This window comes from Paraglaciecola sp. QJM3NY_14 (assembly GCF_056173245.1).
Genome location: NZ_CM149664.1, coordinates 1591703 through 1614485, shown reverse-complemented (window position 1 = coordinate 1614485; position 22783 = coordinate 1591703). Strand labels below are relative to the sequence as shown.

Annotated in this window: 20 protein-coding genes and 2 pseudogenes; 15 read left to right on the top strand and 7 right to left on the bottom strand. The window is 43.7% G+C overall.

The genetic code is table 11. The features are described from left to right. Positions 1–828 precede the first annotated feature (828 nt). Positions 829–1695 carry an Abi-alpha family protein gene (locus tag AC0VYA_RS06880; protein ID WP_475490497.1) on the top strand — a complete coding sequence of 289 codons (867 nt, stop codon included), beginning with the start codon at positions 829–831 and terminating at the stop codon, positions 1693–1695. Between the two features lie 22 nt (positions 1696–1717). Here the strand turns inward: AC0VYA_RS06880 and AC0VYA_RS06875 are convergent. The 3 genes and pseudogenes from AC0VYA_RS06875 to AC0VYA_RS06865 all read right to left on the bottom strand — a co-directional run. Then, positions 1718–2207, bottom strand: a pseudogene (locus AC0VYA_RS06875) (transposase); the annotation flags it as partial. 399 nt (positions 2208–2606) lie between these two features. After that, positions 2607–2930, bottom strand: coding sequence for a hypothetical protein (locus AC0VYA_RS06870; RefSeq protein ID WP_475490496.1), 324 nt, complete (start codon positions 2928–2930; stop codon positions 2607–2609). Positions 2931–3424: 494 nt separating this feature from the next. Next, positions 3425–4306, bottom strand: a complete 882-nt coding sequence (locus tag AC0VYA_RS06865) for a helix-turn-helix transcriptional regulator (RefSeq protein WP_475490495.1) — start codon at positions 4304–4306, stop codon at positions 3425–3427. Positions 4307–4461: 155 nt separating this feature from the next. Between AC0VYA_RS06865 and AC0VYA_RS06860 the strand changes: the two genes are divergently transcribed. Then, on the top strand, positions 4462–6549 hold the full coding sequence (locus tag AC0VYA_RS06860) for a TonB-dependent receptor (protein WP_475490494.1): 2088 nt from the start codon (positions 4462–4464) through the stop codon (positions 6547–6549). Positions 6550–6551: 2 nt separating this feature from the next. After that, positions 6552–7682, top strand: a complete 1131-nt coding sequence (locus AC0VYA_RS06855; RefSeq protein ID WP_475490493.1) for a PepSY-associated TM helix domain-containing protein — start codon at positions 6552–6554, stop codon at positions 7680–7682. A gap of 262 nt (positions 7683–7944) precedes the next feature. On the opposite strand, the pseudogene AC0VYA_RS06850 reads toward AC0VYA_RS06855, so the two are convergent. Then, positions 7945–8047, bottom strand: a pseudogene (locus AC0VYA_RS06850) (transposase); the annotation flags it as partial. Positions 8048–8300: 253 nt separating this feature from the next. On the opposite strand from AC0VYA_RS06850, the gene AC0VYA_RS06845 reads away from it, so the two are divergent. The 4 genes from AC0VYA_RS06845 (at position 8301) to AC0VYA_RS06830 (ending at position 10607) form a co-directional block, all read left to right on the top strand. Next, positions 8301–8552, top strand: a complete 252-nt coding sequence (locus tag AC0VYA_RS06845; RefSeq protein WP_475490492.1) for a hypothetical protein — start codon at positions 8301–8303, stop codon at positions 8550–8552. A gap of 118 nt (positions 8553–8670) precedes the next feature. Continuing rightward, on the top strand, positions 8671–9162 hold the full coding sequence (locus tag AC0VYA_RS06840) for a hypothetical protein (protein ID WP_475490491.1): 492 nt from the start codon (positions 8671–8673) through the stop codon (positions 9160–9162). Positions 9163–9504: 342 nt separating this feature from the next. Continuing rightward, on the top strand, positions 9505–9813 hold the full coding sequence (locus AC0VYA_RS06835) for a hypothetical protein (RefSeq protein ID WP_475490490.1): 309 nt from the start codon (positions 9505–9507) through the stop codon (positions 9811–9813). 83 nt (positions 9814–9896) lie between these two features. Next, complete coding sequence (locus AC0VYA_RS06830) at positions 9897–10607, top strand: hypothetical protein (protein ID WP_475490489.1); 711 nt, start codon at positions 9897–9899, stop codon at positions 10605–10607. 275 nt (positions 10608–10882) lie between these two features. On the opposite strand, the gene AC0VYA_RS06825 is transcribed toward AC0VYA_RS06830, so the two are convergent. After that, positions 10883–12703, bottom strand: coding sequence for an acyl-CoA dehydrogenase C-terminal domain-containing protein (locus AC0VYA_RS06825; protein ID WP_475490488.1), 1821 nt, complete (start codon positions 12701–12703; stop codon positions 10883–10885). 303 nt (positions 12704–13006) lie between these two features. Here AC0VYA_RS06825 and AC0VYA_RS06820 point away from each other — a divergent pair, with 303 nt between their 5' ends. The 7 genes from AC0VYA_RS06820 to glpQ all read left to right on the top strand — a co-directional run bounded on the left by AC0VYA_RS06820 (position 13007) and on the right by glpQ (position 20087). Next, complete coding sequence (locus tag AC0VYA_RS06820; protein ID WP_475490487.1) at positions 13007–13258, top strand: hypothetical protein; 252 nt, start codon at positions 13007–13009, stop codon at positions 13256–13258. Positions 13259–13422: 164 nt separating this feature from the next. Then, positions 13423–14193: an SDR family NAD(P)-dependent oxidoreductase gene (locus tag AC0VYA_RS06815; RefSeq protein ID WP_475490486.1), complete on the top strand. Its 771-nt coding sequence runs from the start codon at positions 13423–13425 to the stop codon at positions 14191–14193. A gap of 404 nt (positions 14194–14597) precedes the next feature. Beyond that, positions 14598–15623 (top strand): NADP-dependent oxidoreductase, encoded by a 1026-nt coding sequence (locus AC0VYA_RS06810; RefSeq protein ID WP_475490485.1) that lies wholly within the window; start codon positions 14598–14600, stop codon positions 15621–15623. Positions 15624–16444: 821 nt separating this feature from the next. Next, on the top strand, positions 16445–17818 hold the full coding sequence (locus tag AC0VYA_RS06805; RefSeq protein ID WP_475490484.1) for a cellulase family glycosylhydrolase: 1374 nt from the start codon (positions 16445–16447) through the stop codon (positions 17816–17818). A gap of 421 nt (positions 17819–18239) precedes the next feature. Then, positions 18240–18554 carry a quaternary ammonium compound efflux SMR transporter SugE gene (gene sugE, locus AC0VYA_RS06800; RefSeq protein ID WP_475490483.1) on the top strand — a complete coding sequence of 105 codons (315 nt, stop codon included), beginning with the start codon at positions 18240–18242 and terminating at the stop codon, positions 18552–18554. Between the two features lie 103 nt (positions 18555–18657). After that, entirely contained in the window at positions 18658–19041 is a 384-nt protein-coding gene (gene gloA, locus AC0VYA_RS06795; protein ID WP_475490482.1) for a lactoylglutathione lyase, read from the top strand. 56 nt (positions 19042–19097) lie between these two features. Then, positions 19098–20087: a glycerophosphodiester phosphodiesterase gene (gene glpQ / locus AC0VYA_RS06790; RefSeq protein ID WP_473479410.1), complete on the top strand. Its 990-nt coding sequence runs from the start codon at positions 19098–19100 to the stop codon at positions 20085–20087. 134 nt (positions 20088–20221) lie between these two features. On the opposite strand, the gene AC0VYA_RS06785 is transcribed toward glpQ, so the two are convergent. Continuing rightward, on the bottom strand, positions 20222–21085 hold the full coding sequence (locus AC0VYA_RS06785; protein ID WP_475490481.1) for a flagellar protein MotY: 864 nt from the start codon (positions 21083–21085) through the stop codon (positions 20222–20224). Positions 21086–21294: 209 nt separating this feature from the next. On the opposite strand from AC0VYA_RS06785, the gene rnt reads away from it, so the two are divergent. Then, the gene (rnt, locus tag AC0VYA_RS06780; RefSeq protein ID WP_473479408.1) at positions 21295–21930 is read left to right on the top strand and encodes a ribonuclease T; all 636 of its coding nucleotides are present in this window, start codon (positions 21295–21297) and stop codon (positions 21928–21930) included. A gap of 135 nt (positions 21931–22065) precedes the next feature. Here rnt and AC0VYA_RS06775 read toward each other — a convergent pair whose 3' ends face one another. Further along, entirely contained in the window at positions 22066–22671 is a 606-nt protein-coding gene (locus tag AC0VYA_RS06775) for a peroxiredoxin (protein ID WP_006993420.1), read from the bottom strand. Positions 22672–22783: the final 112 nt, after the last annotated feature.

The following is a 22783-nucleotide window of genomic DNA, read 5'->3' as shown; positions in this document are numbered from 1 at the left end:
GCTTCGCTGCCTATGAGCTGCGCTCACTTATGCGCAATGCTTACTTTATGGCCTACTGCCACCTATGGTCTTTGACCACTTATGCACTTCGTGCACTGAGCACAGCTTCGCTGCCTATGAGCTGCGCTCACTTATGCGCAATGCTTACTTTATGGCCTGCGGCCACCTATGGTCTTTGACCACTTATGCACTACGTGCACATTTATGCGCTGCGCTTATGGCATCCATGCCTATTTTCAAACCGCGTCCCGCGGCTCAACTGACTTTTTACCAACAGCCGTAAAAAGTAAGCAAAAAAGGCCGCTCTCCAGCAAGACTCAATTCCCTGTGCGTCTCAACTAACACCGGTCGTGAAAACGCGTTCCCGACACGACTTTCACTTAGATTGCATCCATGCAATCGACCCAGTGTTAGTCTTCGATGCTCGGGGAGTCTTGAGTCGAGAAACGGGTGCTTCGTAGTTAGAGTGTCTGCGAATGAGTCAGGAATAGTTTTTCAAAAGAGCCATAACGGAAAAAGCAAACGAAGCGACTGTATCGCCAAGACATTGGCTTTGCTCATATAAATGAGAACAAAATTCATGGATAAATTTATGCGCTTGTTCATCGACAATTCCGGTAAATAGCAAGATCTTGGAAGTTTTCCGTGTTTCTACAAAAGCGTGCTTAAAAAACGAAAAAATTTAACCTGTACAACAAGTTACGGTGTATGCTAAAAACGACATATAGGGAAAGGCGGAAAAATGCCGTGACTGCATCCACGTATTAAATGCGAAACTTTTCCGGCTATTAATATTGTTATGTTTCCCTCTAGTTTAGAGAGTTGATTATGGAAGAAGAAAAAAGTCTAGATTTAATGGGAATTAAACCCGTTGCAAAAGCTGTAGAGAAAGCAACCGACAAAACTGTTGATGGACTGGGTTCATTTTTCGGTGCGATTTGTATGCCTGCCGCTGAAGAATTCGGTTTGCTTTTAAAAGATAAGGTTGCAGCTTATCGCCAAAGAAATCTTGAGAAGATATCCCAAAAGGCACAAAAGAAAATAGAGCACCAAAAGATTGATATATCAGGCCAAGCAAACCCTGTTCTGATTCGGGAAGTATTAGAAGAAGCGTCTTGGTGTGAAGATGAAGACATTCAATCAATGTGGGCTGGTTTACTGTCTGTAGCGGCGGGAAATACAGCCGTTTCGGATGATTCATTGGTATATACAGATACTTTAAAACGTCTCACTCCATTTCAAGCTCGTCTTATAAATGAGATATATTTTGACCCTAGATGCTGTAGTGTTAAGCCACCAATTGGCAACCATGAAGATGATGTTTTCTACCCAGAAAATAAACTAATTTACTCTGTCGTAGATGTCCTAAAGGTTTATCCCGGAGACTTGTCTGAAATAGTCCCAATTGCAAATGCTAGTCATGAAAAAATTCTTGCTACAGAAAATGACCACTCCATAGCTTTATCAAGGTTCAGGCCACAGATTGAAGCATTGAAAGTTCTAGGTTTAATTTATGATGTTAAATTCTTAAATAATGGCAAGGAAGGAATATATGTATTCCCTTCTTTGAAAGGACTTGATTTCTTTATGCGTTGTTTAGGTTACAGTGTTTACCCCTTAGAGGCATTTATTGTAACTTTGCAGCACTGGAATAAGCTCAAAGATATAGACCCATTTACATGCCCGAAAACATAACAAGAGACTATGGCGTCAATAGCTAATTTGTAGCCTTTGGCGCTTCCCACATGACCCCGTCTCTGAGCATTGAATTTAAGATAACAACCATCTTTCTAATGCACGCAATAATAGCCACTTTCTTAGGCTTCCCTGCTGCGATTAATCGTTGATATGTTTTCTTAAATACGGGGTTACTTTGTATCGCTGACATCATCGCCATGTACAAAACGGTTCTGACTTGATGTCTGCCACCTTGGATTTTCCGCAAAGCGCCCACTTTCTCGATTCATGGGAGCCACACCGACTAACGCAGAGGCTTGTTTGTTGGTCATATAACCTAACTCTGGCAGGTTACTGATGATGGAAGCGGAGGCTATTTTTCCTATTCCTTTCATGCTCTGTAAGATGCAATTCTTCGCTTGATAAGCAGGACAAGATTCAATGAGCGCGACAATTTTATTCTCGATTTTGGTTATCTGATTTTTAAAGGCAGTGAGAATAGGTTTGATGGTCATGGCGAGTTCTTTTGGCGAATTAACAAGACACCCATGTTAATTCATGTCAAATACACACTTAACGAATTAACAAGACACCCATGTTAATTCATGTCAAATACACACTTAACGAATTAACAAGACACCCATGTTAATTCATGTCAAATACACACTTAAAACACCGGATTACTAATGTGCAAAGCACATGCTTTGTCTTTTTCACGACTCCAATTTTCCATCTTTTTAATTGGCTTGTCAGATGTCCAGACAAGGGTGAGCCCGTGGCTTTTAGGAGCAACGCTCCTATCGGGTGAACGATTCGCCATGGATGGTGAAGCTGGGTGAGACACCAAGGATGGGTTTAAACACAGTTTGGTCAGATACGAAAGATACGAAGACACCCATGATAATTCTTAATTCATGTCAAATACACACTTAAAACACCGGATTACTAATGTGCAAAGCACATGCTTTGTCTTTTTCACGACTCCAATTTTCCATCTTTTTAATTGGCTTGTCAGATGTCCAGACAAGGGTGAGCCCGTGGCTTTTAGGAGCAACGCTCCTATCGGGTGAACGATTCGCCATGGATGGTGAAGCTGGGTGAGACACCAAGGATGGGTTTAAACACAGTTTGGTCAGATACGAAAGATACGAAGACACCCATGATAATTCATTTCGAATCGGCGCTTTACGAAACTGTTTTTTTAGCGGTGTAGCCGTTACTTTTGGCGACTTAGTCGCTGCTTTTTCTATCAACTCAAGTCACCCCGATCATCGAAGGCTAACGCTGGTCAGGTAGCAGGGATTAGATACGAAGACACCCATGTTAAAAATGTTCCTTGTTAAATTATCGGTGAATCAATCACTAGTGGTTTTTAAAAGAAGGGTAAGACAAGTCGCCACTTTGAGCGGAAAAGTTTGAGTCACGAAAAGGCATAAGCCTGCGCTACGCTTATTTATGGCCTGTGGCAATTATGTGCTTCGCTCACGTCATCACCGCAACTGGAGCGCCGGCCAAGTATTCTCTGCGTAGCCGTACTTCCCGACATACATTTGGTCACCTGCGCGTCTTGGCTGACATTCGTAGTGAAGGCTTTAATTGATTTTTATTTGCCCTTGAATCCACTAAATCAGAGGCGCTGGAATGTAAAACAGGGCGCGTTATGAAGTCACTCAAATAGCGAGGGCAGCAATATTCATTCACTTCCCTTAAGCGCTCGCTTTTTGTCGAATACGGTAAGCCCCCTTAATCAATAATCCTGAGCAGCTACCCACTCTCTTGGCGTTTTACCATTTAGACGGCGAAACGCGGCTGAAAATTTACTGGGATTGGAATACCCAACTGCCATAGATATTTCGGTAACACTATCCCCTCTGCGTAGTAGTTTTTTCGCTACCTCCATGCGACGCATAGTCATATATTCGAATGGCGCGTAGCCCGTTGCCGCGCGAAAAGTGCGGGTAAAGGTACGTACATCTAAATTTGCTTCTTGAGCCACGGCTGAAACACGCAAGTTTGTATCTAACTTATTATTAATGAACTCAAGTGAACGATTCAAACGGGCTCCAGAAAGGGGGTTGACCACACGTTTCAGAGTAGGGTTTTTACGATAGTTGACTAATTCGTGCAGAATAACCAACAGCCCTTGTTCAAAAAACGCACTGGTGAGTCCATTTGCTTCTGCGTCGCGCCATAACGCGGTCATAACTGAGGTGATTAACGGATTGCGGTGAAAACTTGATGCTGCAGGCAAAAGCTCATCGATTGATATTTTTTCACCAATCACATTTTCAAACATCGTTAGATCGACTGCGATCCCTAACATTGAAATAGGTGAGTAATAGCCAGTCGCTTCTGAATGAGGAACGGATACCATGACATCACCTGCTCGAATAACGCCCTCAATATTGGCTTCTTTAGAGAATCGCCCTAATTTAGCCACACCCGCTGTGCACAGGTTAAGCATTAAACGTGGAGAAGCTTCAAAGTAACCATCAAAGGCGTCAAAGTGAGCATGTGCAAGCTGTAACATCCCATTTGGATCGCTAATTGATATGGATGGCTTCACACCTAAATCTGTTATTCGATTATTAAAATCTGCATGTTGCTGCTGCCAAGTTTGAATACACATCTAAATTCATCCCTATTAAATGATGCCGCTATTGGAGTAATTCGCCCTTAATTGGAGTGGCAGCGAATAAGACGGCACGGCACAATACAATTAATGCGAATAATTCTCAATCAATAATGATAATGCGGTAATTGTATCCGTGCAGGAAAGGTAAAATGAAATCATCAGTATTCTTAAGCGCTTTTTATATCGCAAGCACAGCGTTTTGTGCTCAAACATATGCACAAGAAGCATCAAGTGGCACGGTCAAAAATAAACAAAAAGACATCGAAAAAATCACGGTAACGGGCGAGTTGATCCAGCGGCCTATATTTAATACGGCCAACAGTGCAGACATTTTCGATGAAGAAATCTTGAGAAATCGTGCAGGCTTAGACACGTTGCGCAACGTGCTTGAATCAGCCGCCAATATTTCAGTTGTCACCGGAACAGGCAAGGCTCCAACGGTACGCGGGGTAGATGGAACGGGCGCAGCTGAAAATGCCAATGCCTTTTTTGCGGGCAGCCGTTCACGTTTAAGTTGGCAAATTGATAATCGCCCCGCGAGTTATAGTGAAGTGGTTTTTGGTGACCTGGGCATATTTGATCTTGAACGTATTGAAGTGCTTAAAGGCACGCAAAGTACATTGGTTGGTAGAAATGCGATTGCTGGGACAGTCATTGTCAAAACCAATGATCCTAGTTTTGATAATGAAGCCGTTGTCCAAATTGCGGGGGGCAATTACCAGCAACGCCGCGCTTCCGCTATGGTTAATACATCTATCATCGATGAACAACTGGCTTTTCGATTAACTGGCGATTTAGTCAAACGAGAGTCAGCCGTTAATTACACTGCCTACGAGGGAGCAAGTAACCCTAGTGAGGTTGACGCCTTAGCGCTAAGAGGAAAAGTATTACTCACACCGGATTTTGCTCCCCAAAGCAAATTACTTTTGACACTGTCTCATACCGATTACACCGCCCCAAATAGTGAAATTATCGTTCAGCCCTTTGAAGATAGAGTCTCTAATTTTCCAAATCAGCCAGTACACAATCCAAAAACAACGTCTGTTGTAGCGGATTTTGAAAATGAGTGGTCAGACACAATCCGATTTACCTTGAATACCTCTACAACGGACTTAACGTTCAAACGAACTGCGGCGCCAAATTCAAGCAATGCAACCATTGATACCCAAGATGTTGTGATAGAGCCTAGAGTTCATTATAGGGCTAATAGTGGTTTTTCTGTGGTGGGTGGTTTGTATTATTATCAAGCGGATCAAGATGAGACCATTGAAATTTTTGGCGGTCAGACTTTTACCGATAAATCCAAGACCATTGCTATGTATTATGAAGGCCTGGTACCTCTCACTCATGACCTAGATCTATCTTTCGGTTTACGTTATGAAAGAGATCATCATCAACGTTATGGCGGAGATGCAACAGGAGAACTGGTTAAAATTGCGAGTAACGAAACCTACACTGCCTTGTTACCTAAATTAGGCATTAATTGGCAACAAACTGATACAACCAATTGGGGCGCGCAAATATCTCGCGGCTACAACGCTGGCGGTGGTGGTATTACATTTTCGTTCCCTATTGTAAATTATGAATACGGTGCTGAATACGTGTGGACAGCAGAATTATACGGGCGCCAAGCGTTACTCGACGGCAAACTTTTTCTCACCCAGAATATTTTTTACTCTACTTATAAAGACATGCAATTACCGTTTGATCTAACGCCGGATGATTCACGTGATGAGGCCTTTGTTGTGCGCAATGCAGACCGTGTCAACACCAGTGGTATTGAACTTGGAGCAACGTTAGCTATTACGCCTAACCTCGAAGCTTTTATTAACCTAGGTCTACTAGACACCGAGGTCAGTGAATACCCTGATTCGGGTATTGAAGGTAATCAGTTATTAACTGCCCCCAGTCTAACATCAAGTATCGGGTTTTCGTGGAGTCACAATAATTGGTCTGCAAGCTTGGTGACGCGCTATACCAATGGCTATTTTACTGATGTAAATAACCGTCCCGGTGGTAAAACCGATGCCTACTTAATTGGCGATGCGAAAATTTCTTATGATTTTGCACGTTTCCGAATTTACGGTTCAGTTAAAAATATAGGAGATGTTCACAAAACAGTGGCTCGTTACCCAGGTACGGCGCCTGTCGATAGCGAACAGCCCGATATTGCTTTTGATAGCGCGGTATTGGTGCAACCAAGAACATTTTTGATTGGTCTGGAAGCTCGATTCTAGTGATGGCTTCCTCGCGTAGAATATTGTCATCGCTACATGGATGGTTGGGCGGTATATCTGCCGTCTTTATCATACTTATTGCGGGCTCTGGTGCCATGCTTGCCTTTGTTGGTGAGTTGTTTATTTTTCAATATGGCGACGTACTAAAAGCGACGCCTCCCACTGTTCGACCGCCGATGGCTGATGTGACGCGTTTAATCGCATCAGCGTCAAAAGGCTATGAGCAAGATTTTCAAACGGTTGGCGTGTTAATGCCCGCGAGCAGAATTGAAAAGATAGAAACCGCAATGGTATTTGTGATGCCCACTGGCTCCCATGCCAGTGACGGTCTGCGCATGCTCAGTGTTGACCCTTGGAGCACACAATATAAAGGTGACTTTCCTTTAAATGGGGCCTTTGCTCATGAACTAATAGATTTCCATCACTCTTTGTTAATGGGTGCTCCCGGCATCATTTTTGTTTGTATTCTTTGCATATTACTCATTCTTTTTGTGATAAGTGGCCTGTATATATGGTGGCCAAAACACGGTCACGTATGGCGTAAAGCCAGCCGTTTGCATTTACGTGGGAGTGTTAAGCAAATCGTGTTTTCACTGCATGGTTTGATTGGTGTATGGAGTGCTTTACTGATCATTTATTTTTGCTTAACGGGATTGGCTTTAGCAAAACCGAATTGGTTCAGCCCGTTATTATCAGCCCCCACTTATGCCCCCCCGGCCAGTGCAGGATTTGCGGAAATATGTCATGAAAAAATAACCCCAGCCGATGCTGAACGAGCAGGAAAGCAAGCTTTCCCCAATAAACGTTTGTCGACTTTTTTTATGCCTAATAAAGAAAACGGCCCATACATGTTGACATATAAGTCTGTTAGCGATGGCAATAAGATTGAAGGTGATGGCCGGATATACGTACATACGTCTTGTCATAATAAGGTTTACATCGAAAACGCTAACGTGTCGGAAATATCCGTTAAATTAACGGGCATGATGTTGTCATTGCACGCAGGCTATTCCTTTGCAAAACCTATTGGTTCAATCCTTGTAGTCATAACGGGTCTGAGCCTCGTACTGCTTGCAGGTACAGGTTTGGTGACATTCTTTACTCGCACGTTACGAAGGCGACAAAATGGATAGCGTGCGGCACGTGTTGTGTATTGAGTAAGTTATATAGATATCCAGCATAACAGATACAAAATGCCCAACTTAATGCTCAGGTAATAATGACTCCCCTATGCAAAGTGGGAGTACCCAAAAATTCTTGGGGTATCTTTGGCCCAGTAGATTGAGGGAGTTTACAGCAATACTGGGCGTTGGAGGGGAAAGGCAGCGTACGGTTAAATCGTAGGCACGGGGCTAAGCTACAAGCTATGCATGGGTTGTTATCGTTACGTCTGCTTTAGGCGCGCTTTAGCAACTGACTGGCTTTGGTCATTCCTCGCAGTCGTTGGTGATGGGTGACGCTTAATCGCATTTATCATTTGCTCGGTACCTAGCGCGTAGGAAGGTCATTTCAAACTCAATAAGCGTTGCCGTACATACGTGATTACTCCCCGCCCATCTGCCTTCTTCACATAAATGTAAGAGCTGTTCGACGCTTACTGGCCACACCTTACGTTTGAGAAAAAAACTCACCTTTACAGTTAATTCCTCGATATGTAACAATCTGATATATAAGTTAAAGTTGTTACTTTGCAAGTTAGTTAAAAGTACCATTGATCATCCAACGGTTTAATTTTACAGGAGGTTTTTTATATGGAAGGTATTTTAGGTAGTTTCGGGCTCGTAGGGATCATGGTGTATGTAGCATTCATCATATTGTGGCTCTTGGTTCCCATATTTATTTTTGTAATTACGAGGCGAGTCAAAGAAATACGTGACGTGGCCCGTGATTCACAATTAGAAATTATGGAGCTCAATGCGAACATTAAATTTATTAAAGAAAAATACAGTGAGAAAAATGAACAACTAGTGCAGCCAACGGAGTCTGAGTCACAGAGTTTATAACAAAGCACTCATCACTATGGTGACAGACAAAAAATGGCTTAACCACCTCGCCTGATAGGCAGGTATAATCGCTGGCTTTTACGCGATAGTAATATATCTGGCGGTTCAGGAGGATGTGGTGGCTTTATCAACAGAGGGGATTTCTCATCAAATCGTTTCGTCTTTACTTACCTATCGTAAAGACAAACTTGGTACCGTTAACGATTGTAAAGTGGTGATCAATCACCTCATCAGAAAATTCAGTGAGCCGCTTGCAAAAGAGGGTTTACAGCAATTTTATCGCTCCAAAAATATCACTGAAAATTCAAGGGTGATAAAAGAGCACCTGCTGCCTGTGCATGAAATTATGAACCATTTGTTATCACTCAACCTGGATATTTCAAAGACTGATTTGGCCAAGGAAATCAGTCAATATCTTACAAAATCGCTAGTAATTGTCTCTATCACTGAAGCGGAAGACGAAACACTAAATGCCCATGGGTATCAGCGCAACATGCCCCAAGAATACTTTGATACAAACCATTCGCTACATAATGATGCTTGGGCTAGGTATAAGTCCGCCGGTATCTACAGCAACATAGCAAGAAGTAAGTTCGCAGACTTCCCATGATTTTGTAAGCTCCATTTGCCACCTTCTATCTACTTACCCTGGCTGCTGCTATTAGCTACCTCAGATAAACATACCTAATTTTAGCTTTATCAGTACCTAAATTTAACCACTTGTTAGGCAAGATTAATTGCAATCTACAATAGTCGCTTTGCTTCTATTGGGCTTGTTTTTTCTGACTATTTTATGCTGATGACGACTCATAATATTGACTATCTCCCTCGATCAGATACACAGTGATCGCTTTGACCTCGCTTCGCCTCTAACGTAATTGACTATACTCATTCTTGCATGGCTCAGCAGAACACTTGAGCGCATTAACTTTACGACTAATTGGGGAAATATATGAAAATACTATATGTAGCGCTGCTAGCAACAATATCTTTAGCAACCTTAAATGGATGTACGGATAAAGCGGTTTCATTACCCTACTTAATTCACTCAGACGATATTGTTATTGCAGCCAATGACAGAACGTCTGCCATCGAAATCGCCAAGATATTGCAACTGACGTCATTAGAGCCCGTTCAGCATGATGAGCTCGATTGCGAAAAAGGACCTAGTCACATTGCCATTAAAAAGAAAGGATCGTTGCAAGGCGCCTTTGACGATCTGGTGGATGAAGGCTGGGACTGTGTGCTCATACTGGACTAGTAGATACTTCAATTTGTCAGCCTTGATGGATATTCATTAAGCCGGCAACTAATCATTTTTTTCAAAAGGAAAAGGAGAAAATAATGGCTAAAGTACAAGTAACATGGGATTTAATAATAGAGGGGTTCAGCGAACTCGGTGAAGACGAAGTATCGCTGCAATTTGCAATGGTTACTGCTTTTGGAGGGGACGTTCGATTAGACCCTTATACCACTGGTAATCTCTTTCCCTCTAGATTTCGTAGAGGGCTAATTTTGTCGCCAGACTCAACTGATGATGACGGTCGACGGATCCGGGCGCAAGGCATGTTCGTTGTACCCGCGAATGTGCCTACCATCAGAAACCCCTTTCTCGGCTTTGTTGCACGCGCAGTCGAGCAAGACAGCTCAAGTGATGAAAATCGTGAGCAAGATAATGAGCGCTTCTACAGTGCTGTTGAATCTAGTGCTCAGCAAATTTTTTCTGCTGGAAATGTACCTTCAGCAACGGATCTTTGGTCAGCGGGAAATAGCGCGAATTTAACCGATAGTGGCTGGTTTATATTTGACCCAGATGACGACGATAAAGTAAGTACATCAGCAAGAGTATTTCCCACATTTGGAAGTCGTTTGCGCGAAGCTTTGGTTGCTGAGCCTACTATTGGTTTGGGTGGACTTAGATTGCCGGGCCCTAACGAGTCATTCAGTATTACGTTTGTTGGCTCTGGAAATGCTTCTGGAGCTTTGTATCAAGTAAATGTTTCGATTCATTTAGTGACTAACGGCGGACCTACATCTTCGCAGTCGTGGTACTAATGACGGCTATGTGCGTTCATACTTCTTTGCTGACAATTCGATACTGACTGTTCTTTACTGACTGTTCTTTACGGAGAACCCCTTACTGATAGCAGCCTAACTTTAGGTTTATGAAACGAAAGCATAAACACCAAGGCACTGAGTCAAATTGGTTCCAATAACTCAGTGCCTTAGCCCTTTCTTTACTGCTATTTTTGCATTCCTTTATTCTGCAGCACTCATGACACTTGATATACCTTAATCACTTACACGCTAACGCTGATTTTCATGAACTATTACAAGAAAGACAGCAAATCTTGATCAAGTTGCATGAGCGTTTTTGGATCTGCCATCATGGTTTTGGCCAGTGATTTTGTTCTGGGCAGTAAACGCTCAAAATAAAATTCAGCGGTTTTAATTTTGGCGCGGTAAAAATCTCGATTTTCCACGTCGGTCGCGAGCTTTTCATAAGCGGTTTGGGCCATCTGCGCCCAGAAATATGCCATCATGATATAGCCTGAGTACATCAAGTAATCCACTGAGGCTGAGCCGACAATATCGCGATCCTTTTTCGCTTTTAACGCTAAACGCATGGTGTATTGCTGCCAGTTCGCCACATTCTTGCTTAATGCCCAAATAAATTTGTTCATTTGGCGCTTGTGAGGGTTTTTAGAAATCATGCTTTTGTCTTTACAGAAAAGCAGCACTTCTTTACTGAACGCATTTAATGACTTGCCACGGGTAAGCAGTATTTTACGGCCTAATAAATCGAGGGCTTGAATGCCGGTAGTGCCTTCATACAAAGTGGAGATACGCACATCACGGACGATTTGCTCCATGCCCCACTCTTTAATATAGCCATGGCCGCCGAATATTTGCATGCCTTGGCTAGTACTTTCACAGCCCATTTCCGTTAAAAACGCTTTAAGAATAGGAGTGATAAAGCCTAACCTATCATCCGCTTTTTCTCGCTCAGCCTCAGTCTTAGCCATTTCTATTTCATCGACTATTTTGGCGGTGTAATAGATCATCGCGCGACCACCTTCAGAGATGGCTTTTTGGGTCATCAACATTTTGCGCACATCAGGGTGCACTATGATGGGATCGGCGACTTTATCTGGGCATTTTTTACCGGTTAGCGCTCGCATAGATAAGCGGTCTTTGGCATACAATAAGGAATTTTGGTAAGCCAATTCGGACGCGCAAACACCTTGCAGCGCGGTACCTACGCGAGCCGTATTCATAAAGGTAAACATGCATTCTAAGCCTTTATTTTCTGGCCCGATTAACACACCTTTTGCATTATCAAAATTCAGTACGGCGGTAGACGATGCTTTGATGCCCATTTTGTCTTCAATGGCACCGCACGTGACCTTGTTGCCTTCGCCTAAGTTGCCTTGTTGATCAACTTGTACTTTTGGCACAATAAACAGCGATATGCCGCGCGTGCCTTCAGGTGCACCGGGCAACCTAGCTAACACAATATGAATGATGTTTTCAGTTAGGTCGTGCTCACCTGCAGAAATAAATATCTTGGTGCCCACGATGTCATAGGTTCCGTCATCATTTGGTATGGCTTTGGTTTTAACTTGGCCCAAATCTGTACCACATTGGGGCTCAGTCAAGCACATAGTGCCTGTCCATGTACCTTCGGTTAGGCGGGTAAGGTAAAGCTCTTTTTGTTCTTGTGTGCCGTGGCTTTGGATCGTATTCATGGCTCCGTGGCTCAGGCCCGGGTACATGGCCCAAGACCAGTTAGCCGTGCCCACCATTTCTTGTTTTGCCATGCCAAGCGAAGGAGGCAAGCCTTGTCCACCATGCTCAACCGGGTGAGATAAACTCTGCCACCCCCCTTCTACATATTTGTTGTAGGCCGCTTTGAAGCCAGTTGGCGTGGTCACCACACCATTATCGAATTTACAGCCCTCTTTATCACCGCTTTGGTTTAGCGGCAGTAATTCGTTTTCACAAAATTTTGCGCATTCTTGCAATATTGCATCCACTAAATCAGGGGTTGCTTCAGCGAACTCCGGGTATTTTTCATAATGTTGATAATATTTGAACACGTCTTCAATCAGAAAATTCATGTCCATTACGGGCGCTTTGTACTGCAACATAGTAGAACTCCAAAATTTGTTTTTCTTATCGGCTTTTGGCGACTATAGCAGACAAAAAACAACTGGTCTAACCACTCAACTGAAAATACTTGATTCACTGAGTAATGAGCAATTATAAATAATGACAATAATCTCAAAGACACCATGTTGCGCTTTTTGTGTTATCAATAACTGACTCGGGATGAGCTGTCTTAAAGCGCAATAGTTCAGGGCTTGTTTTTAGGTTCAATCTATTAGGTGCTTTGTTTAGGTGCAATGCGCTCAAGCGGGTAGTTGCTAATGTGACGTTAAGGATGAAGATAGATGCCCTATAAAGTGAATTTTTTTGCTCGGCCAATTAATTCCGACCAAAAATTACCTTGGGAAAGTTTATTAATAGAGTTCTCCTTAGGTGTCATAGGTACGGTCATGGCTGTTTATGGCTGGGATACAGGTATGGCGTTAATGGCCTACCCCGCGGGTATCGTTGCCACTATATGCTTCGCGCTCGTTGCTTATTCGCTATTTGGCTTTTTTCGAGAAAAGTGGCTAGCCAAGAATCAGGCAAAAGATTAGCTGCGAACTCCGCTTTTATCATTAGGTGAGTAGCATCGATATAAGCAGTAAGAATAACCTTTTTATGGATCGCCCTTGGCATTGGTTAACGCCAGACCAAGTACAGAATAACAAAAATAACGAAGCGCCTTATGCTTGGCGCGCTACTAAGATAAGGAACGTAGATGAATAATTTTTTTTCAGTGGCTGGCAAGATTGCGGTCGTAACAGGTGGCTCTAGCGGAATTGGCGCTATGATCGCCCGTGGATTCGTGGAAAATGGCGTGAAAACCTATATCACTTCGCGCAAACTTGAACAGCTTGAGCAGGCCGCTTCTGAACTATCCTCCTTAGGTGAATGTATTGCCATTCAGTCTGACTTATCGACCATGGCAGGAGTTGAGGCATTCGCCGAGGAAATGCTTAAACGCGAGTCAAAAATAGACATCCTCATCAACAATGCAGGTGCCGCCTGGGGAGCACCGGTAGAAGAGTTCCCTGAATCAGGTTGGGATAAAGTCATGGATTTAAACGTGAAGTCTATTTTCTTTTTGAGCCAACGCTTACTGCCCGCGCTTCGTTTAGCGGGCGACGCGAACGAGCCTTCACGGATAGTCAACATTGCCTCTGTTAACGGGCTCACTCACCCTCACATGAATAATTATTCGTATTCTGCGAGTAAGGCAGCGGTTATTCAATTGACGCGCCATATGGCGGCCGATATTCGCCCAACTAACGTCAATATCAATGGGATTGCCCCTGGGTTTTTCCCAAGCAAGATGACAAAACAATTACAAGGGCATGAGCAAGAGATTGCTGATAGCCTTCCTGCGCGCAAAGTGGGTGAGCTGGCTGATGTGGCTGGTACGGCAATTTACCTTTGCTCTAGGGCGAGTAATTACGTGTGTGGTCACACGGTTGTGTTAGACGGTGGTCAGGTGGCTAATGCGGGTTAAGCTGCTTTAAGGCCAAGCAATAACGCCTCATATTTGAATACGGGGGCGTTGAAAAGCCAGCATTTTTTGCTGGCTATTTTTATCTGAAACGTAATTAGTATCCTTCTTTGCAGTATAGACTTGTGCATTTCTCGCCTACTGCCGTTCTTACTTATCAACGATTGTATTGTGTATTTGGTCTCCCATTCCACGCTTTCATAGAGACAGTTAATAGCGCCTCATCAATTTTTACAATGGCTATTGTGCTTAAGAAAGACCACAAATATGTTCAACTAACCGTTACCTTATTCACACTTGGTTGGCTAGCTTTTGCTTTATGGATCGTTATTTAATTGAAGTCTGATCCAATGAATCAACGTTACATCAACCAAGGATACATTTACCACAGTATGTAGGAGTTCACTATGTCTCAATATGTAAACCGCGCGGTTGTATTAGCGAAAAGACCTGATGGCGAGCCACAAAATGATGATTTTAGAATTGAAGAGCAACCTCTAGCCCCACTTGCACAAGGTGAGATACTGGTTCGCACTGTCTGGTTATCCTTGGACCCCTACATGCGCCCGCGCATGAATGACATGAAATCATATGCAGCGCCGACCCCTATTGGCGGCACAATGACAGGTGAAGTGGTCGGTGAGGTAATGGAGTCGCGCTCAACTAAGTACGCTGTGGGCGATCATATCACCGCTTATGGCGGATGGCAGGAGTACTTCGTCAAACCGGATGACGCGCCCATGATGTACAAAATTCAAGATCTGAATATTCCTTTGCAAGCTTACCTTGGTGCGGCGGGTATGACTGGTCGCACGGCGTATTTCGGGTTAACCGAAATCGGTAAACCGCAACCCGGCGACACCTTAGTGGTGTCTGCTGCCTCAGGCGCTGTTGGCGGCATTTTAGGCCAGTTAGGCAAGATGTACGGCTGTAAAGTCATTGGTATCGCAGGTGGCAGCGAAAAATGTCAGTTCGTAGTTGATGAGCTTGGCTTTGATGCCTGCGTAGATTACAAAGCAGGTGATCTTGAAAAAGACTTACAACAAGCCTGCCCCGATGGTATCGATATCTATTTTGAGAACGTAGGCGGTGATGTCACTCGCGCGGTGGCTAAGCTACTCAATCCAGGCGCTAGAGTGCCCATTTGTGGCTATGTCTCAAATTATAACGATACTGATCTAAGCAAGGTACAAACGCCGCAAGATATTTTGGCAACATCCCCTAACCCACCCACCGCTCGCTTTTTTGTGCAAACTGAATGGCAAGATCAACACCAACAAATCACCCAAAAATTGGCGCAGTGGGTCAAAGATGGCAAATTGGTGTATCGAGAGTCTATTGCTGAGGGCATTGAGCAATCGATACCTGCATTCCAAGGGATGCTCAAAGGCAAAAACTTCGGTAAACAGCTGGTCAGTATTAGCCCTGAATAATCACAAATAACAGGGCTGATAATGGCTGTCATAGTTGTTGTAATAGTTGCTATATGCCTTTTATCGCTAACCATGGGGCGATGCTTTGACCGCGTTTCGCATTGCTCCTTTATTTTATCCCCTGTCTTTTGCCTTAGCAACTCACTTGAGCTACTGACTCTATTTGATCTACTCTCTGACTTGTTCGTCTCGTTATTCGTTTCTGAACATTACATCTAAAAATAGTCATCGCAGGTCGTAGCGCTTGCGCATGTTTATTGGGTGTCGAAAAGTCAGTTAGCGGGCTAGCAATCACTGCAACGGCAACAAACAATCTTGCCTGTGATCAAAGCTTAGCGTTTATTGTCGATAATACTTTACCAGCCACTTAATCCCAGCCGATGAATATGACTCTGCATAAAAATAAATGACGTGTGAAGCATCGCCTTGCTCTTATTCGATTGCACGTTTCAAGTTTGCGTAAGGTTAGTCTTTCACTCCCATTTTAGTCTCTCAAGAATTGACGAAAATATTATGCCGCTCATATCAAATCTAGTTAATGTTCGTCTCTAATCAACGACAGAACTAAACTCCAACTTCCATAAAATGAATATTAATCAAGTAAAAACAATCACTTAAAATAATTAAGCAACTTGGAACGAATTTCGCTAACCTCACCCCGAAAGGGTAGTTATTTTACCTTTTATTTGGCGGTATTTTCCCTTGTACCACTTGATGTATCGATGTGCAAAATGTGTTGAAAGAGACAGAACTTCAGTATTCACATTCTGCGTAAGGGCGATTAATACAACTAGATCAATAATTTATTTCAAGGAATTTTAATGAAACACGTGTTACGTACATCCACCAAAGACCGTTTAAAACGCACAAGTTTACCTTTGGCTATCATGTTAGGAGTAGCAATTATGAGTGAGGCCGCTGTACCTCCTCTTAATGTCAGTGGGAATCAAATTGTGACAGATGGCACCCCCGTAAGCTTTGCGGGTAACAGTCTATTTTGGAGTAATACCGGTTGGGGTGGCGAGAAATTCTATACTGCGCAAGCCGTTGCGAATGCAAAATCAGAGTTTGGTGCGAACATAATACGTGCCGCAATAGGCCATGGTGTAAATACGGCCGGTAGCTTAAATTTTGACTGGGACGGTAATATGAGTCGCCTGGACACGGTCGTAAACGCCGCTATTGAGCAAGATATGTATGTCATTATCGACTTTCATAGTCACGAGGCTCATACAGACCAGGCCACTGCAGTGAGGTTTTTCGAAGAAGTCGCGAACAAATATGGTACCTACGACAACGTTATTTATGAAATCTATAATGAGCCATTGCAGATTTCATGGGCCAATGACATTAAGCCTTATGCAGAAACGCTAATCGATAAAATACGTGCGATTGATCCAAATAGCCTGATTGTGGTTGGCACGCCGACTTGGTCTCAAGATGTTGATGTGGCCTCACAAGATCCCATTGATCGGGCGAATATTGCCTATACCCTTCACTTTTACGCTGGCACGCACGGTGCGTCATTGCGCAATAAGGCACAAACGGCTTTAAATAACGGCATAGCACTCTTCGCCACAGAGTGGGGAACTGTCAATGCTGATGGCAATGGCGGCGTAAATGCAAATGAAACCGATGCATGGATGGCTTTTTTCAAAGCAAATAATATTAGCCACGCTAATTGGGCGCTGAACGATAAAGACGAAGGTGCTTCCACTTTTACGCCCGGCGGAAGCTGGAATTCATTGACTGCCTCAGGCACAAAGGTGAAGTCGATTATTAAAGGGTGGAACTCGAGTGTCGTAAATTTAGACAGTGATGGTGATGGAGTAAGTGACAGTGATGATCAATGTGATAACACCCCCACAGGTACAACAGTCGATATTATTGGCTGTGCGATAGCCGATTCCGATGCTGACGGTGTAAGTGATATCACAGACCAGTGCCCCAACACACCACAAGGCACAAATGTAGATGCTACTGGTTGCCCGCAAACAACAGGCAGTGGCATCGATTGCAGTGCAATAAATAGCTACCCTAATTGGGTGCAAGCAGATCATCCCGGTGGCACGAATAACCACAACGACACAGGTGACCAGATGCAATACCAAGGCAATGCTTATGAAGCAAATTGGTACACTAATAGTTTACCAGGTAACGATACATCATGGGTATTGCTAGGTAGCTGCAGTTAAACCATGCTATTGCGCTTAACCGCTTCTGAATATCGTCGTTAGATATTGAGATACAATAAACACGAATAGTGAACGGCAAAAGTACTACCACTATTCGTGTTTCTTTTCTTTGCCCGTCACTAAATGATTAAAGCGGGCTTTTCCTCTAGATCGACGCGCGCTTTTTACACAAGGTGTTACCCAGAAATAGGATGTTTAGTGCGCCACGTTTTGCATCTGTGATTTAGCGACTATTTATTAAGTCACCCACTGTGTTAAAATCTTATCGTCTTTTCGACAATCAAATTTTCACCACCTGTGCGCTGTGCGTGCTTAGAGCGGCTTGTGTTAGCTCAAGGTTGTGATATCAACGAAATGAGGACGACCTCATCCCTCGCGCTTTTCTCTGGGACGACCCAGCTCAAAATGGGTAGGTATAAAAATGAACTGGATTATTTTGATCATTGCAGGGTTATTCGAAGTTGTGTGGGCAATTGGCCTTAAATACAGTGACGGTTTCAGCAAGCTGTGGCCTTCTATATTCACTCTTGTTGCCATGGCCATCAGTTTTGGTTTATTAAGCATAGCCATGAAATCACTCCCAGCGGGAACCGCGTATGCCGTTTGGGTTGTTATCGGCCTGATAGGCACGGCGATTGTTGGTATTGTTATGCTCAACGAGCCGCTTAATTTTTGGCGAATGGTTAGTTTAATCACCATTACGGTTGGCGTCATTGGATTGAAACTAAGCAGTTAATATCTGACTATCCATTTTTTTGTTACGCTTTGTCATATTGTTGAGACAGTTAACTAGTTACAATCAACGACTTAGTCGCACCTCAGGATTGTTAAGGACCATTATGCGCTTTTTGCACACCATGTTGCGTGTCGGTAATTTAGACCGCTCTATCACTTTTTACACTGAACTGCTTGGCATGAAACTGCTACGCAGCAGTGAGAACAAAGATTACCGCTATACGTTAGCGTTTATCGGTTATGGCGACGAAGACAACAACACCGTATTGGAATTAACCCATAACTGGGACGAAGATAGCTACGATTTAGGCACCGCATATGGGCACATCGCCCTTGGGGTGAATGATATATACCAGGTGTGTGAGCAATTAAAAGCCCAAGGAGCCGATGTATATCGAGACGCTGGCCCAGTTAAAGGCGGCAGCACAGTAATTGCATTTGTGCGCGACCCGGACGGTTACGCCATTGAGCTTATTCAAACAACATAATTATACGCAATTACCCACAATTACCCGAATTAGGAATTCGTGACATTGGAGTCAATATGAAGAAAACAATTTTGTCGTTGTCATTGCTTGCGCTGCTGGCGAGCCAAGCCGCTTGGGCTGAACCTTTGGTCATTGCTCATCGTGGTGCTTCGGGGTATCTACCAGAACACACCATGGAGTCCACTACTCTCGCCTTCGCCCTTGGGGCAGACTTTATTGAGCAAGACGTAGTGATAAGCAAAGATGGCGTACCAGTCGTACTGCATGATATTCACTTAGATACAGTGACAAACGTTGCTGATAAATACCCACAGCGAAAACGTGATGACGGGCGTTTCTATGCCCTTGATTTTACCTTAGCAGAATTAAAGTCTTTAGAAGTGCATGAGCGCAGCACAACAGAGGGCAAACAGATTTTCAAAAACCGCTATCAAGGCAACGCTGAATTTACCATTGCGACCTTTGAAGAACAGATTGAGCTGATTAATCAACTTAACCGGCAGTTTGGCAAGAACATTGGTTTTTACCCTGAGATAAAATCCCCTGCTTGGCACCGGGAACAAGGCGTGGATATCAGCAAAATTGTTATGAAAACCCTGCGCAAACATAGCCTTGATGATGCTAGTAAAGCCATTTATGTGCAGTGTTTCGATTATGCTGAGCTGAAACGTTTGCGCCATGAATTGGGCGCAAAAGTAAAATTGATTCAGTTGCTAGGTGAAAATGATTGGGGGGAATCCCCCACTGATTATGATGCTCTGCGCACGTCTGAAAAACTCGAAGAGTTAGCCACAATCGCTCAAGGTATAGGCCCATGGATCCCTCAGTTGGTTGATATGCAGACCCTACAACCCACGGGATTGGTCAAACGCGCACATGATGCAGGGCTTGACGTGCACCCATATACGTTTAGGCAAGACGCGCTGCCAAAAGGCGTAACCAATAAACAAACGCTGGACTTATTGTTTAAACAGCTAAAAGTGGATGGCTTGTTTACTGATTTTACCGACACAGTCGTGACGTATTTAGACCAACAACCCCGCTAAGGATATATTGGTTAGCGCATTGGCGCGCAGCGACGCCATCACTTAGCCAATAGCAAAAAGCCGATTAATTGCATTAATCGGCTTTTTTGATGGCTCTGTCACATCCTGACGTTGTTTGGCAGAAAGTGATCCCGCTAAGGTTTCGCCATGCGGATCACCACACGTCGGTTTTTTGCACGGGACATTTCATTGGTATTCGGGGCAATGTGTCGTCGTTCGCCATGGCCTGTCACTTCGATTCGCTGAGGCGCTACGCCCATGTCGCTAAAGTAATTTTTTATCTCTACCGCACGACTCACCGACAAGGTTTTATTCATGTCTCGACCGCCGTAGCTATCGCTGTAACCGTCGAGCAAAACTAATTCCATATCGCTATCTTCTTTGAGGTATTGACCAATCATATTCAAACGACGCTGGGAGTACTTGGTCAATTCGGTGCTGTTTTTCTGGTAGGCGAGAATGGTGTAGGCAATATCATCAAAACTATAGGGCAGTAGGTTCGATACACATTGTGCGAAATTTTCATAAGGGGCAGCAAAATTGCTGGCATTTAAGCCAACTGAAATCCTGTCACTTTGATTGTACCAGTCTTGATAATATATGGTCGGCCAGAAACCCTTTTCTAATTCCGAGAGCATAGTCCACGCAACTTGCTCTGGCAGATCGCCATTGTATTGCTTACGTATGGTCATATCTGCAATGGCGTGGTGCATTTGCCCTGGCATCCACCGAGGAGGAACAGAATAGACAGATGCCATACCAAACGTTTTAGGCAAACGCAGCATATCAAGCTCAAACTCCATATTCAGTTGCTTAGACGCCATGCTAGTAAACATTGCCTCACCATAGCCTGGTATTTTATGTGCCAAGGTACACTGCAAACGACTTTGCTGGCTTAACTGCCAGTCAGATGTCTCAATTTTTGCCGCGTATTGCCGTAGCCCAGCTGATAGAGAACCGCTTAACGTCAGGGACACTATAAATAAGATAGATTTCATAAGTCTTTTCGTTTGATTAATTCCGCTTCATGAGCAATCACTGCTCCTGTGCATTGGTTATCGACTCCCACGGTAAAAGCTTAACCCTGAATTCACCGCTTGCCCAGTCTACTAAAGATTATAGTTCGCTAGATTATTAAGTATATAGGGTAGCGACGTGTGCAGATAGTTGACATAATCACGCCTTATTTTTATCGCTATAGGTAGCTATGTCAGATCCCCAATTTCTCCTAAAAGACCGATTCAGAGGCTACTTTCCCGTTATCGTAGATGTTGAAACAGCGGGCTTTAATGCGCAAACCGACGCGTTGCTTGAAGTCGCTGCAATTACGACCAAAATGGACGCCGATGGCTTTTTAACCCCAGATAAAACGTTTCATTATCACGTGGTTCCCTTTGAAGGGGCTAACTTAGAAAAAGCGGCGTTAGAGTTCAACGGGATAGATCCTTGGTGCGCCCTGCGGGGAGCATTAGATGAAACAGAAGTCATGAAAGACTTGTGCAAGCAAATTCGCAAAGAGCAAAAGGACGCTGACTGCCAGCGCTCAGTAATGGTGGCGCACAACGCCGCATTCGATTTAGGTTTTATCAATGCCGCTATCGAACGCAGTAAAATTAAGCGTACGCCGTTTCATCCATTCGTATCATTCGATACCACCACGCTATCAGGTTTAGCGTTGGGGCAAACGGTATTAGTCAAAGCATGCCAAGCGGCCAATATTAGTTTCGATCAAAGCGAAGCACATTCAGCCTTATATGACACCCAGAAAACGGCTGAACTCTATTGTTATATTGTTAATAAATGGCAAAGCGCATGTGGTTGGCCTACCCCAGAGCATGACTAAGCCTTATTTCGCAGACACAAAAAAGCCGCTGTTCACATAAGATCACAGCGGCTTTTCTATCACTTCAACTATAACGCATCACGCTAAAGAGTATTAAAGCGGATCAGCGTTGTATTAAAGCGGATCAGCGTTGAATTAAAGCGAATCAGCGTTCTCTGAAAGATAGCTAGCAACACCTTCAGGGCTGTCTACCATACCTTTTTCACCAGCTTGCCAACCGGCTGGGCATACTTCACCATGTTCTTCATGGAAGTTAAGCGCATCAACCATGCGAAGCATGTCGTCAATGTTACGACCTAAAGGAAGATCGTTGACCACTTGGTGACGCACAACGCCTTCTTCGTCGATCAAGAATGAACCACGAAAAGCAACGCCAGCTTCTGGATGCTCAACATCGTATGCTTGACAAATTTCGTGCTTAACATCAGCAACCATAGCGTATTTCACTTTACCGATACCGCCGTCATTGATAGCAGTGTTACGCCATGCGTTATGGGTAAACTGAGAATCAATAGACACACCAATCACTTCTACGCCACGTTTTTTGAACTCATCGTAACGCTTATCAAAAGCGATCAATTCAGATGGGCAAACAAAAGTGAAATCAAGAGGGTAGAAAAACAATACTGCTTTTTGACCTTTGATTGCTTCGCTTAGGGTGAAGTTTTCAACGATATCGCCATTTCCTAATACAGCTGCGGCGGTAAAATCTGGGGCTGGGCGACTAACTAGTACACTCATTTTTGATCTCCATTCTTTGGGTTTAAAATATGCTGGCGCATAGTGTAACGACTATTAACGGGTTATCACACTCTTTTACGAACCAATAATGTAGGTATGGTTTGGTAAAAAC

Bases quoted from the DNA above. Each gene is read 5' to 3' on its own strand.
- AC0VYA_RS06880 (WP_475490497.1), top strand. From the start codon at position 829: ATGGAAGAAGAAAAAAGTCTAGATTTAATGGGAATTAAACCCGTTGCA.
- AC0VYA_RS06865 (WP_475490495.1), bottom strand. From the start codon at position 4,306: ATGTGTATTCAAACTTGGCAGCAGCAACATGCAGATTTTAATAATCGA.
- AC0VYA_RS06860 (WP_475490494.1), top strand. From the start codon at position 4,462: ATGAAATCATCAGTATTCTTAAGCGCTTTTTATATCGCAAGCACAGCG.
- AC0VYA_RS06855 (WP_475490493.1), top strand. From the start codon at position 6,552: ATGGCTTCCTCGCGTAGAATATTGTCATCGCTACATGGATGGTTGGGC.
- AC0VYA_RS06845 (WP_475490492.1), top strand. From the start codon at position 8,301: ATGGAAGGTATTTTAGGTAGTTTCGGGCTCGTAGGGATCATGGTGTAT.
- AC0VYA_RS06835 (WP_475490490.1), top strand. From the start codon at position 9,505: ATGAAAATACTATATGTAGCGCTGCTAGCAACAATATCTTTAGCAACC.
- AC0VYA_RS06830 (WP_475490489.1), top strand. From the start codon at position 9,897: ATGGCTAAAGTACAAGTAACATGGGATTTAATAATAGAGGGGTTCAGC.
- AC0VYA_RS06825 (WP_475490488.1), bottom strand. From the start codon at position 12,703: ATGTTGCAGTACAAAGCGCCCGTAATGGACATGAATTTTCTGATTGAA.
- AC0VYA_RS06820 (WP_475490487.1), top strand. From the start codon at position 13,007: ATGCCCTATAAAGTGAATTTTTTTGCTCGGCCAATTAATTCCGACCAA.
- AC0VYA_RS06815 (WP_475490486.1), top strand. From the start codon at position 13,423: ATGAATAATTTTTTTTCAGTGGCTGGCAAGATTGCGGTCGTAACAGGT.
- AC0VYA_RS06810 (WP_475490485.1), top strand. From the start codon at position 14,598: ATGTCTCAATATGTAAACCGCGCGGTTGTATTAGCGAAAAGACCTGAT.
- AC0VYA_RS06805 (WP_475490484.1), top strand. From the start codon at position 16,445: ATGAAACACGTGTTACGTACATCCACCAAAGACCGTTTAAAACGCACA.
- sugE (WP_475490483.1), top strand. From the start codon at position 18,240: ATGAACTGGATTATTTTGATCATTGCAGGGTTATTCGAAGTTGTGTGG.
- gloA (WP_475490482.1), top strand. From the start codon at position 18,658: ATGCGCTTTTTGCACACCATGTTGCGTGTCGGTAATTTAGACCGCTCT.
- glpQ (WP_473479410.1), top strand. From the start codon at position 19,098: ATGAAGAAAACAATTTTGTCGTTGTCATTGCTTGCGCTGCTGGCGAGC.
- AC0VYA_RS06785 (WP_475490481.1), bottom strand. From the start codon at position 21,085: ATGAAATCTATCTTATTTATAGTGTCCCTGACGTTAAGCGGTTCTCTA.
- rnt (WP_473479408.1), top strand. From the start codon at position 21,295: ATGTCAGATCCCCAATTTCTCCTAAAAGACCGATTCAGAGGCTACTTT.
- AC0VYA_RS06775 (WP_006993420.1), bottom strand. From the start codon at position 22,671: ATGAGTGTACTAGTTAGTCGCCCAGCCCCAGATTTTACCGCCGCAGCT.